Raw genomic sequence first — 13,084 nt, 5'->3', positions numbered from 1 at the left:
AAAGAAAGAGCCATTCGGCGGCGGCGAGCCGAGGCAAGACCGTGCTGTATGGCAGAACAAATCAATTAAACGTCACTCATATTGATTTTACACAATAAATTACCCCCTCAGAATGACAGCTAAGAATACAAAACAAAAAAAGCCGCAAATCCACAGATTAACATCCATGTTTTTGCGGCTTAGTTTTATAAAGTGACCTTTTAAAAAATATACTTCGTGCTCAAGAAGTTCGAATCATCTCCTCTCACAATTTCGTTCAGTAACTTTTTATTATCTTCAGTAAACTTAGTGGCTACCAAAGAGCGGATCGAGAATGAACGCAAGGCATCTACTACAGAAAGGGTTCCTTCGGCACTGTCTTTACGACCAGTGAAAGGGAACACATCTGGTCCACGCTGACATTGGCAGTTGATATTTACACGGCTCACCTGGTTAACCAAAGGATCGATTAACGAAGAAATTACCGCAGCATTGTTGCTAAAAATACTCACCTGCTGGCCGTGTGGCGAACCGATTAAATACTCGATAGGTTCTTCCAGATCATCAAAAGGCACAACAGGAACAATCGGACCAAACTGCTCTTCGCGATACAATTTCATGTTGCTGTTTACCGGATAAACAATGGCAGGATAAACAAAAGTTTCTAACGTTTGTCCACCATTTTTGTTTACTACTTTTGCCCCATGCGAAACGGCATCATCAATACATTCTTTTAAATATTCAGGTTTATTCAACTCAGGTAATGGAGTAAGGTTTACCCCTTTTTCCCAAGGCATACCGAATTTCAGTTTTTCTACTTCTGCCGATAAACGCTTTAAAAATTCCTGTGCCAAACTGCGGTGTACATAAACGATTTTAATCGCGGTACAACGTTGTCCGTTAAAAGAAAGTGAGCCTAAAACGGTTTCAGAAACCGCTAAATCCAGGTCGGCATCTTTGGTGATGATGGCCGCATTTTTGGCATCCAGACCTAAAATAGCCCTTAAGCGGTTTACTTTAGGGTGCAGTTTTTTAAGTTCATTGGCTACTTTACTGGAACCGATCAAAGTAAGCACATTGATTTTTCCCGATTTCATCAATCCCGGAACAATGGTATTGCCACGGCCATAAATGGTATTCACCACTCCTTTTGGAAAACTGGAGCGGAAAGCTTCCAGCAAAGGGTAATGTAATAAAGTACCATGTTTAGGTGGTTTGAATAAAAGCGTATTGCCCATAATCAAAGCCGGGATCAGGGTTGTAAAAGTCTCGTTTAAAGGATAATTGAACGGCCCCATACACAGCACCACTCCAAGCGGAGAACGGCGCACCTGGGCCACGATTCCCTGCTCTATTTCAAAACGTGATGACTGCCTGTCGATATCTTTCAAGGCATCGATGGTCGCGTAGATATATTCTACAGTACGGTCGAACTCTTTAACCGAATCGGCATAAGATTTACCGATTTCCCACATAATGAGCTTGGCAACAATTTCCTTTTGCTCAATCATTTTATGGGTAAAGTTTTCTACACAGGAAATGCGGTCGGCAACGCTCATGGTTGGCCATTGCCCACGACCATTATCATAAGCAGCTACGGCAGCATCCAAAGCTTCTGTCGATTCTTTTTCTGTACATACCGGGAAACTACCGATACGCTTTCGTTTTAAGCCCTCAGGGGTTTTTACGCATACCGGAGAAAAAACTTCATTAAACGGTCCGTTCCATGGTTTCATTTCCCCATTTGATAGAAACTCCTTTTGATTGATTTCTTCCGTGAGCCTAAATTCATCTGGAATCTGGCTCTCTTCAACGAAAATACTTTCGAGGTTTAGCGTTGTACTCAATTTTAATTGTTGTTAGGGTTAAATTAATGTTAAATCTATAGTTTAAGTATAGATTCGTTTGTATAAAAAGGCTGATGGTTCAGAAAGCTTCCCTAACATCAACCCTTGGTTTATTTTAGTTCGATTACTTTATATTTTGGCACTAAGGTTTTCATTACCGTCCATCCGATTAAATAACATACCGCACAGATGGAAAATATAATGAAATAGCCGGCCTCTTCACCTTTAAACCCCATAAAAACAATCTCGTTTTTGCCCGTATAGTCGAACAGCAAACCAGAGCCTTTATTAATAATGAAAGAGCCTAAGCCACCGGCCATACCACCTATGCCGGTAATGGTTGCAATGGCTTTTTTAGGGAACATATCGCCCACAGTAGAAAATATATTTGCCGACCATGCCTGGTGGGCTGCACCCGCAATACCGATAATGATTACCGGAATCCAATAGGTAATGTGGCCTAAAGGTTGTGCGGCCAAAGCCAATAGCGGGAAAAATGCAAAAATCAACATGGCCCTCATTCTGCCTTCGTAAGGATTCATGCCTTTTTTATCTACAAAATAAGTAGGCAACCATCCTCCGATAATAGAAAGCAAGGTAATCATGTAAAGCACAAATAATGGTAATGCACTTTGAGTAGAATCCATCCCGTAAACCGATTTCAGGTAAGCAGGGGTCCAGAATAAAAAGAACCACCAAACACCATCGGTCATAAATTTACCAAAGGCGAAAGCCCAGGTCTGTTTGTATTTAAAACAATCGATAAACGAAACTTTTTCTTTGGTTTCTTCAACGTAATCGGCCAATTTCCGGTCGTTGATTACATCTTGTTGAATATAGGCCAATTCTTCAGCGCTAACCCTTTTATGTAATTCTGGCTTGTTATATACGAAAACCCATAAGCCCATCCATATAAAACCTAATGCACCGATAATAATGAACGACATTTCCCAACCATAAGCTTTGGCGATAAAAGGAATGGTAATAGGGGCAGCCAATGCACCAACAGTAGCACCAGCATTGAAAATACTGGTTGCAAATGCCCGGTCTTTTTAGGAAAGTATTCGGCAGTGGCTTTAATTGCAGCCGGGAAGTTTCCAGCCTCTCCAACCGCCAGTACAAAACGGGCAAAAATAAAGAGGGTAACACTTACCGAAACCACCAAACCTGTATCGTTAACACGGGCAATAATTTCTTTAGCACCTTCAAAACCTACAAACCAGTTTCCATTGATGATACCTGCAGTTGCAATACCGCAGAAAGCATGCAAACAGGCGCCTACCGACCAAACACCAATGGCCCATAAAAAGCCCTTTTTTGTATCCAGTTTATCAACTAAACGACCTGCAAAAAGCATGGATATCGCATAAAAAATAGAGAACAGGGCCGTTATATTTCCATAGTCGTTATTGTCCCAATGAAATTCCGGTTTAATAAAATCTGTCCAGGTTAAAGAAAGTACCTGTCTATCTAAATAATTTATGGTCGTAGCTAAGAATAACAGCAAACAGATGGTCCATCTATATTTGCTTGTTTTGGGTTGGTTCATTTGGTTAGGTTTGTTAAATTTTTATTTGCTCTGCTGTATTAGATCAAGTGCTAATTTGGTATTGTCGAATAACTCCTCGTAAAGCTCTTTGCTCATTACATCTTTACTGATTAATTTGCTGCCCATACCTACGGCACAAACACCAGCTTTAAACCAGGTTTTTAAATTATCGGCATTAATTTCCACTCCACCGGTAGGCATAAACAGCTGTCCGGCGAAAAGATCTTTAATTGACGAAATAAATTCAGGGCCTAAAATATTGGCAGGAAAAATTTTGATCAGCATGGCCTTATGCTCCTGGGCAATGCTGATTTCAGTCGGTGTCATACAGCCCGGGATCCATAACATACCAATTTTGTTGGCAATTTCGGCAACTGCCGGATTTATGATCGGTGCCACAATAAAATCTGTTCCTGCCTCGATAAAAGCATTTGCATCAGCAGGGGTTTTAATGGTTCCGATACCCAGATAAAGATCAGGCATTTCGGCATCGCGTACTTCCTTTAGCTTTTTAAAGTTCGGCAAAGCCGATTTACCTCGGTTGGTATATTCGAAAACACGTACACCTGCTTTATACAGCGTGCGTAATATTTCAACGCTACCTGCTTCGCTATCCTGATAAAAAAGCGGTAACATGCCCTGCTCTAAAATGGCATCTAAAATTTTGTGCTTGTTGCTAATCATTGCGTATTATTCTTTTTTCTATATCAGCTACGGTACTGGTTGTAGCATCACTTGGAATGTATAATTTATCGTAAGCTGCCGCTGTGGCAAAATTTAAGGTTTCTTTGGCCGATAACTGGTTGTAAAAACCATAAATTAAACCTGCCATAAAACAGTCACCACTGCCCACTTTATCTAAAATTTCGTCCGAAACATATTCTTCAGAAACCGTTAGTTCACCAACGGTATAAATGGCAGTGTAATACCTGATGCCTTTCCCATGATCGAACCTGAAGGTATTGGCCACTGCTTTACATGCCGGAAACAAACTTAATATTTCTTTAGAAGTATCTGTTGCCTGTTGTAGTAACGTTTCTTTTGCATAACCCTCAGTTGATGTTAAATCTTCGTGTAGCGCAGTACCCAACATTTTATTGGCCGCCCAAACATTACCCATAATCAGCGTGCAATACTGAGCCAGTTCAGGCAAAACATCAATAGGATCCTTACCATATTTCCAAAGTTTGGCGCGGTAGTTCAGATCCAGTGAAATGGTGATATTCCGCTCAGTTGCCGCTTTTAAAGCTTCCAAACAAACATCAGCAATAGATTGATTGATTGCAGGGCATATCGCACTGAAATGGAACCAGTTTACGTCTTCAAAAACTTCATCCCAGTTGATCTGGCCAACCTTTAATTCTGCATAAGCCGAATTTGCGCGGTCGTAAATTACACCGGCATTTTTAAGGTCTTTTCCTTTCGGGAGATAATATAAACCCAAACGTTCGCCACGATAAACCATCGGCGTGGTATCAATATTACGGGCATCAAGATAATCTACAATTTCCCGGGTGACCGAATTATCAGGCACAGCCGATAAGTAGGCCGAAGGAACATTCCAAAGGGCCAGTGCAGTGGCTACATTCAGCTCTGCACCGCCAACATAAAACGGAAGTTTGTTTTCTTTTAACCAGGCACCATCCATATCAGGACAGATGCGCAAAAGTATTTCACCAAAGCTTAAAACTTTTTTTCCTTTTTGTGATGAAGCGAATATTTGGGTGCTCATTTTTATATCTGATCGGCGTATTTCATGCTATTTTCTGCAAGGGTATGAAAACGGAAGGAAAACGATTGAAATGATCTGATTCCAATGAAATACCTTCCTAAAGCCCGATTTTGGTTAAAACTTAAAGTAATTTTTTGCGTTAAAGTACGAAATATCCTGAACAATTTTGCCAACCCATTCCAAATCGTTAGGCAATTCACCGTTCTCAATATCTTCCCCAAACAGGTTACAAACAATCCTTCTGAAATATTCGTGACGTGGGAAAGAAAGGAAACTGCGCGAATCGGTAAGCATACCTACCAGGCGGCTTAAAAGCCCCATATTCGATAATGCGTTTAACTGTTTGATCATGCCGTCTTTCTGATCCAGAAACCACCAGGCAGAACCAAACTGAACTTTACCGGCAACCGAACCATCGTTAAAATTACCAATCATAGTAGCAATCAATTCGTTATCGGCAGGGTTAAGGTTGTAAATAATCGTTTTGGCCAGTTTATCCTGATTATCCAAACGGTTTAGGAATTTAGAGAGCATACGGGCCTGGCTAAAATCACCGATTGAATCCCAACCGGTATCCGGACCTAATTGCCTTAACATCCTGGTGTTGTTGTTACGCAACGCACCAAGGTGGTATTGTTGCACCCAGCCATTTTCGTGATCCCATTCTGCAAAATAAACCAGCATAGCCGATTTAAATTTCAGGTTCTCTTCGTAAGAGATACCTTGTTTAGCGCGAATTTTATCAAAAATGGAGGAAATTTCAGCTTCAGTATAATCTTCGGCATAAATCTGCTCTAAACCATGATCTGAAACCGAACAGCCATGATCAGCAAAATAATCGTGACGGCTTTTTAAGGCATCGATATAGTCTTGAAAACTGCTGATGGTTTTATCAGCAACACTTTCTAACTTATTGATATATTCGTTCAATCCTTCAATATCATCACTGTTCATTGCTTTATCCGGACGGAAAGCAGGTAACATTTTCAAATTTGCACCTTCTCTTGCCAATTGCTGGTGGAAGTTTAAGCTATCCAACGGATCATCTGTGGTACAAACAGCTTCTACATTCATTTTGGCCAGCAAACCACGTACAGAGTACTCAGGCGTTTGCAGTTTTGCAGAACATTCGTCATAAATTTTCTGTGCGGTTTTGCCCGAAAGTAAATCGGTTACGCCGAAATAACGTTGAAGTTCTAAATGTGTCCAGTGGTATAATGGATTACGCAAAGTATAAGGAACCGTTTCAGCCCATTTCTCAAATTTCTCATAATCTGATCCAATACCGGTGATATATTTTTCATCCACACCATTGGCACGCATGGCCCTCCATTTGTAATGGTCGCCGGCAAGCCAAACCTGACTGATATTGGCAAACTGGGTATTATTGGCAATCTGCTCTGGAATAAGGTGATTATGGTAATCGATAATCGGCAATGATTTTGCAAAATTGTGATAAAGCTTTTTCTGCTGTTTTGCTTTGCAAAAGAAAATTTTCGTCTAAAAAAGGTTTCATGCTATGTGATTTGAGACATTAAGTAATCGGTTTGAGATAATTAAAACGATTATCTAATAATTTTTTATTTAGCCCGGTCTGTGTCCTCACAGACTGGAATTGAATTTATATTTTATTCGCTCGGTGGTCTGTGGGGACACAGACCACGGAATTTAGGGCTAAGACTATGGGTTTTTCTCTGCACCCCAGACTCAACACTCCCAGCTCCAAGCTACAAACTAACTCCCCTTTTCCATGGAATAAAATCATCCTGGTTAAGCAACACTGCTTTAGGGATTACTTCACCACTGGCCGCTTTAATGCAATATTCCAGGATATCTTCTCCCATTTGCTCGATGGTTTTTTCTCCTTCGATTACTGGTCCACAGTTGATATCAATGATATCGCCCATGCGTTTGGTTAAGGCATTATTGGTTGATACCTTGATGGTTGGACAAACCGGGTTTCCGGTAGGCGTGCCCAAACCGGTAGTGAACAAAATTAAGGTTGCCCCCGATGCTGCTTTTCCGGTGGTGGCCTCTACATCATTTCCAGGCGTACAAACCAAATTTAAGCCTGGTTTTGTGGCTGGTTCGGTGTAATCCAACACATCTTCCACTGGTGAGGTTCCACCTTTTTTAGCTGCTCCGGTACTTTTAATGGCATCGGTAATCAACCCATCTTTAATGTTGCCTGGTGATGGATTCATAAAAAATCCAGAACCTACATTTTCTGCAGCCTGGTTATAAGCCGTCATTAGCTGGATAAATTTACGTGCGGCGGTTTCGTCTTTAGTACGATCGATTAGTTGTTGTTCGGCACCACAAAGCTCAGGGAATTCGGCCAAAAGCACGGTTCCGCCTAAAGCCACCAATAAATCGGAGGTATAGCCTACAGCAGGATTGGCGCTTATGCCACTAAAACCATCGCTACCGCCACATTTTACACCCAAAACCAGTTTGCTTAACGGCGCAGGCTGACGTTCCATTTTATTGATTTCGGTTAAACCGATAAAGGTTTTACGGATGGCTTCTTTAACCAATTGTTCTTCGTTCTGCGATTGCTGCTGCTCAAAAATGAATAAAGGTTTATCGAAATTCGGACTACGCTGTTTTAAATCGTCCATAAAATCTTTAACCTGCAAATTCTGACATCCCAGGCTCAACACGGTTACACCAGCCACATTGGGATGATCAGCATAAGCAGCCAATAACTTGCTCAATACAGCGGCATCCTGACGGGTACCACCGCAACCACCCTGATGGTTCAGGAATTTAATGCCATCTACATTTTTAAAAACACGGTTGGCTGATGGATTTGCCAATCCAATAGAGCCTGGATCGGCCTCTTCTAAAATCTCACCATTTTTGTAAGCCTCTACCAACTGGTGGGCGTAAGATTTATATTTATCAGTTACGGCATAACCCAATTCGTTGTGCAAAGCCTCACGGATGACATCTAAATTGCGGTTTTCGCAGAAAACAGTCGGGATAAACAACCAGTAATTGGCAGTTCCTACACGACCATCGCTACGGATATAACCATTAAAGGTTCTGCCTTCAAATTTGGAAACATCGGGCGCGTGCCATTCGTAATGGTATGGACGAAATTCGTAAGGATCGGAAGCATGTTTCGTATTTTCGGTATCCATCAAACCACCTTTAAGAATGAAATGCTGTGCCTTCCCTACCAGTACACCATACATAATAATGTGATCGCCAGCATTCATATCCTGCATAAAAAACTTATGCTTCGCCTGGATATCATCCTGTAAAATATATTCCTGCCCATCGTGGATAACAGTTTCGCCTTTTGCAAGATTTTGCAGGGCAACAAGAACGTTGTCGTTAGGATGGATTTTTAAAATTCTAGTAACCATTTTAATTTGTTCTTTCTGAATGCAAGTTACTTAAAGTTTCTTTTGCACCCTTATTTTGTAATAATTCAACGTATGATTTTACGGCTGCGTTAAAGCCGGGGTAATTGTTCAGGTTTTTATCCCAAAGGCGTCTGTCGCCAAGGGTATTATCTACCACGGTTTCAGGATTTTTCCAGTATTCGTATAACACTTCCGCAAATTCATCCTGTACAGGAAAGGTTTTTCCGTTGGCACTGGCCGTATAAGTATCGCCATCTTTGTTCACATTCATAAAAAGAATATAAGCGGCAACACCCAAAGCGGTAAGTTGAGGTACTTCATTTTTTAAGGCATAATACCTTCTGATGAGCGGCATGTTGCGCATCTGCATCTTTGAGGTGAAGTTTAAGGTAATGGCCTGCCATTGGTGCTCTAAAAAAGGATTGCTGAAACGGTCGACCACACTATTGGCAAAAGCCAGGGCTTCATCATAAGTAATATCCTCATTTACCACAACGGGAGCAATTTCCTCCTTCATCAGTTTTAATACGTTGCTGGCGAAATCTTTATCGGCCATTGCTTCTTTTACCGTATTAAAGCCTGCTAAAATGGCCAAACCGCAGCTAATGGTATGTGTGCCATTAAGTAAACGGAGTTTTAGTTCTTTAAATTTATCGATAGAAGGGACAATAAAAATGCCTTTATCCGCTTTGGCGAAAGATAAAACCTCTTTTACTTTTTCGCTGGATGATTCGATTGCCCAAAGCCTGAAAGGTTCGGCCATGATCATAAGCTCGTCTTCGTAACCCAATTCATTTTCGATGACTTTTTGCTCTGCCGCCGGAAGTTTTCCCGGCACAATACGATCGACCAAAGTTTTACAGAAGTGATTGGCGGTTTTTAACCAGTTTTCGAAATCCCAGCCCAATTTGTTATGAATAGCAAGATCCAGTACAATTTCTTTCAATTTATCAGCGTTATCACTGATTAATTCCGTTGGAACAATCACCATTCCGCTTTCGGCCGAACCATTAAACACAGTATATCTTTCGTGCAGGAATGCCAGTAATTTCCCCGGATAAGATTGTGGTGGATTATCGGTTATTTTATCTTCACTTTTAACAATCCCAACTTCAGTGGTATTCGAAATTACGACCTGTATTTCGGGCTGGTGGGCAGCTTTTAAAATTTCGGCCCAATCCTGCGAAGCTGATAAAACCCTGCTGATTGAAGCATTGATTGAATTTTCTTCAACAGTAACGCCGTTTTCAATACCTTTTACGCATAGGGTATATAAATTATCTTGCTTCGAAAATTCGTCAGCACCACCTCTTGAAGTAGATTTAACGACTAAAACCCTACCGTTAAAAATGCCTTGTTGATTGGCTTTATCGATAAAGTAATCTGGCAGACCACGCAGTAAAACACCCGTTCCAAACTGGATTACTTTTTCGGGCAAGGCTAAAATTTCGGCAGTAGGTTTTGTAACCTTGTCGCCCTTAATGTTTTTTAAATTTTCTTTGTTTAAAATCATATTCTTGCGGTTTCCGTCATTGCAAGTAATGAAGGAGTCCCCACCTATAGTAGTAGGATTGCTTCGTGCCTCGCAATGACGATTTTTATTTTTTTATTTATTTCCCATTTGTGGTTAACCACTTTGGGTATTCTTTTTCAATTAATTTTTGCCCCCAGTTGCCGTACCAGGCATAACCGTTGCGTCTTTCGGGACTTAGTTCTTCTAATTTTGTTTTAATGGTGTTGTCACGGTCGCCAAAAATTGGGGTATTTTTATCAAGGTCGTAGAAACGTGCCCAGGTGTTGGCAGTATGATCCGCAACCAAAGCTGAAATATTTTTGTTCCGGTCGAAGCGGTAGCCAACTATTTTATAAGTATCAAACCATTTCACTGCTGCAGCAATTGCATTTTTCACTTCTGTTGATGGATTTTTAAGCCTCATCAGGAAACGCACAATACCCGCCGATTCACTTGTGCTTAACGAGGCCGGCTCAAATGCTCTGGCTTTTGCAGGCAACATCGAATCTTTATCATATTGCGCAGCCCAAATGGTTAACGTTCCGTTCTGTTTTACCTGTGTTTTGATAATACAATCGATGCCTTTTGTAACTGCTTTCTCCGCTTTTTTGATATAAGCCGGATTTACCACTTCGAAATCGTTCGTTTGCATGGCAATATCCTGTAAGATATTAAGCACATTAATCATTGCGTCATCATTGTAAGTAATTTCTGAACGGTATGAAGCTTTGTCAGGATAATATTGGGGCCAGCCACCATTGGCATATTGAGCGGATAAAATATAATCCAATCCTTTTTCGGCTGCCGTTAAATAAGCCTTATTCTGTGTTTTTTTATAAGCTTTTACCAAGTAAACCACTTCTCTGCTTGTGGCTTTATTATCGAAGGTGGCATGTAAATCTTTAGTGGCTTTTATTTTGGCCAATAACTCAGGGGTTAAAGCTGCACCGTAGTTAACCACACTTTTATCGTCCAATTGCTTTGGCCAGCCACCATTGCCCAATTGATAAACAAGCATTTTATCTGCCGTAGAATCGGTAGGCTGCTGGGCATAACACGATAGTAATAAAGTGCTGCAGATTAGGGTGAACAATAATTTTATTTTCATCATTTTGTTTGTTCCGTGGTCCAGACCACTAATTTCTTTTTGTTTACATCTGCCATAGTTTTTATTTGCCACGGAGACACGGAGTATTTTTTCATCCAATATGTCACGTTGAGCTTGTCGAAACGCTGTTTGCAGTAATTTTAACAAGTCCTTCGACAGGCTCAGGATGACAATCCTATTTAGCTATCTGTGTTCATCCTTTTCATCTGTGGTTATTTTTTACCTGGCACCTGCTTAATCAACCAGTTCACTAAATCATTCGTGGCTTTAAAATTTTCAAATTCAGCAGGTAATTTTCTACCGTCGATATATTCATTATAAAACCAGGGATCGCCCACCGCGAAAACAGTTCCTTTACCATATTTTGCTGTAGCAACAATCACATCTCCTTTATCGGTTAAAGCAGAAACAGCTGGACTTTTCGCCACAATGGTAGAAATTTCTTTGATGTACACTTTTTTGGCTGTCTTGAAAATAGAATTCCCTTCCGGGATTTTTATTGCACCCTGTTCAAAGTTTGCGCCCTGAACTTTATTACGGCTATCTTCATTAAAATGGATCCCGAAGGTTTCTGGCAATATATTGAATTTTGAAATTTCGCAATTACCGGCATCATTTAACAAGAGTACCAAAACGCCCCCGGCTTTAACCCATTCGCTAATTTGCTTGGCATGGGCAGCATTCATGAAATTTGGGTTTGCCGTTTCCTTTTCGGTATCGGGATCTACAATAACATAAATGTTGGTTCCTTTTAAATTTGAAGCGGTAGGTGCAGCTTTGAGTGTATTGGTTTTTACGCCAGCATCGTTAAATACTTTTCCAAATAAAGAGAAACCATTGTTATCATCTTCTTCCCACAGGTAATGGAAAGGGATTTTATCACCGGTTGGACCAGTCATGTATTCGTTGTTGAAGAAATTATCAACGGTAACCGTTAAATTTTTTCCAGGTTTTGGCAAAGCATCAACTTCCATCTCGGCAGCAGCACACACAAATGCTCCCATTCCTTTCGGGTCGTTGGTGATTACTTTTTCGCTAATGTAATAATCGAAACTTCCATCACGGTATTTTGGTTTTCCGCCCAAGCCTGATACAGAAACGGTTTTAGTAAGGTTTACCCTTTCATCCCCCGCTTTTTCTATAAATTCTTTCTTTAAACCCGCATAGCCTTTATTTGCAGCCAACATAAGAGATGGTGCTAACCAGCCCTTACGAACACCTTTAGCTAAACCATATACAAACATGCTCGATGCCGAACTTTCCAGGTAATTCCCTTTACGGGCTGGCATATCCAAAATATCAAACCAAACACCCGATTTCGGATCCTGGTATTTTACCGCCGCTGTTGCCGTACGGTTTAAAATGGCCAGTAATTCTTTTTTGCGGATGACCGGCCGGAAAATTATCCAATACATCTACCAGGGCCATAATGTACCAACCCATTGCCCTGGCCCAAAAATTTGGTGATCGACCGGTTGTTTTATCCGCCCACTGTTCGGTTCTGCTTTCATCATAGCCATGGTAGAGCAAACCTGTTTTTGCATCACGGGCGTTTTTTTCCATCAGGATAAACTGCTTGGCAATGTCATCAAACGCTACATCTTTTTTCATCAGCTTTGCATATTCAGCGTAGAATGGCTCACCCATGTATAAACCATCCAGCCACATCTGATTGGGATAAATTTTCTTATGCCAAAAACCACCTTCTTTAGTACGTGGCTGTTTTTGCAGCTGATCGTATAATTTGGTTGCTGCTAACAGGTATTTCTGCTGTCCGGTAACTTTATAGAGTAACAATAATGAACGACCGTTTTTGATGTTATCGATGTTAAAGTCATCGGGCTTGTAAGTGGTGATATTTCCTTCTTTATCCAGATAAGCATCCATCGAACTTTGGATGTACTTAAAATATTTTCCATCGCCGGTATTTCGCCAAACTGCTGCTGCGCCTTCCAAAACCACCCCCATATCATAGGACCATC

6 protein-coding genes and 3 pseudogenes are annotated in these 13,084 nt (G+C 40.9%); all 9 read right to left on the bottom strand.

What is annotated here, in order from left to right; all coding sequences use genetic code 11:
* Nucleotides 1-200: 200 nt before the first annotated feature.
* The 9 genes and pseudogenes from ACQ86H_RS01300 to ACQ86H_RS01260 all read right to left on the bottom strand — a co-directional run bounded on the left by ACQ86H_RS01300 (nt 201) and on the right by ACQ86H_RS01260 (nt 13,070).
* Entirely contained in the window at nt 201-1,826 is a 1,626-nt protein-coding gene (locus ACQ86H_RS01300; protein ID WP_315417654.1) for an NADP-dependent glyceraldehyde-3-phosphate dehydrogenase, read from the bottom strand.
* A gap of 110 nt (nt 1,827-1,936) precedes the next feature.
* A pseudogene (locus ACQ86H_RS01295) lies at nt 1,937-3,375 on the bottom strand (MFS transporter).
* A 21-nt stretch (nt 3,376-3,396) separates the two neighbouring features.
* On the bottom strand, nt 3,397-4,059 hold the full coding sequence (locus ACQ86H_RS01290) for a bifunctional 4-hydroxy-2-oxoglutarate aldolase/2-dehydro-3-deoxy-phosphogluconate aldolase (protein ID WP_210419405.1): 663 nt from the start codon (nt 4,057-4,059) through the stop codon (nt 3,397-3,399).
* Complete coding sequence (locus ACQ86H_RS01285) at nt 4,052-5,107, bottom strand: sugar kinase (RefSeq protein ID WP_138819018.1); 1,056 nt, start codon at nt 5,105-5,107, stop codon at nt 4,052-4,054. The genes ACQ86H_RS01290 and ACQ86H_RS01285 overlap by 8 nt, the downstream gene beginning before the upstream one ends.
* A gap of 114 nt (nt 5,108-5,221) precedes the next feature.
* Nucleotides 5,222-6,623, bottom strand: a pseudogene (gene uxaC / locus ACQ86H_RS01280) (glucuronate isomerase).
* Nucleotides 6,624-6,834: 211 nt separating this feature from the next.
* Nucleotides 6,835-8,481, bottom strand: a complete 1,647-nt coding sequence (locus ACQ86H_RS01275) for a UxaA family hydrolase (protein ID WP_431293601.1) — start codon at nt 8,479-8,481, stop codon at nt 6,835-6,837.
* 1 nt (nt 8,482) lies between these two features.
* Nucleotides 8,483-9,994 (bottom strand): tagaturonate reductase, encoded by a 1,512-nt coding sequence (locus tag ACQ86H_RS01270; RefSeq protein ID WP_431293600.1) that lies wholly within the window; start codon nt 9,992-9,994, stop codon nt 8,483-8,485.
* A gap of 97 nt (nt 9,995-10,091) precedes the next feature.
* Nucleotides 10,092-11,105, bottom strand: coding sequence for a pectate lyase (gene pelA, locus ACQ86H_RS01265; protein WP_431293599.1), 1,014 nt, complete (start codon nt 11,103-11,105; stop codon nt 10,092-10,094).
* Between the two features lie 209 nt (nt 11,106-11,314).
* A pseudogene (locus ACQ86H_RS01260) lies at nt 11,315-13,070 on the bottom strand (glycoside hydrolase family 88 protein).
* Nucleotides 13,071-13,084 lie beyond the last annotated feature (14 nt).

It is taken from the genome of Pedobacter sp. P26 (assembly GCF_050632135.1).
In the GTDB taxonomy this organism is placed as follows: domain Bacteria; phylum Bacteroidota; class Bacteroidia; order Sphingobacteriales; family Sphingobacteriaceae; genus Pedobacter.
This window is presented reverse-complemented; position numbering and strand designations above follow the sequence as displayed.

What these genes read in the sequence shown, in the direction of transcription:
- ACQ86H_RS01290 (WP_210419405.1), bottom strand. Translation starts at nt 4,059, where the DNA reads ATGATTAGCAACAAGCACAAAATTTTAGATGCCATTTTAGAGCAGGGC.
- ACQ86H_RS01285 (WP_138819018.1), bottom strand. Translation starts at nt 5,107, where the DNA reads ATGAGCACCCAAATATTCGCTTCATCACAAAAAGGAAAAAAAGTTTTA.
- ACQ86H_RS01275 (WP_431293601.1), bottom strand. Translation starts at nt 8,481, where the DNA reads ATGGTTACTAGAATTTTAAAAATCCATCCTAACGACAACGTTCTTGTT.
- ACQ86H_RS01270 (WP_431293600.1), bottom strand. Translation starts at nt 9,994, where the DNA reads ATGATTTTAAACAAAGAAAATTTAAAAAACATTAAGGGCGACAAGGTT.
- pelA (WP_431293599.1), bottom strand. Translation starts at nt 11,105, where the DNA reads ATGATGAAAATAAAATTATTGTTCACCCTAATCTGCAGCACTTTATTA.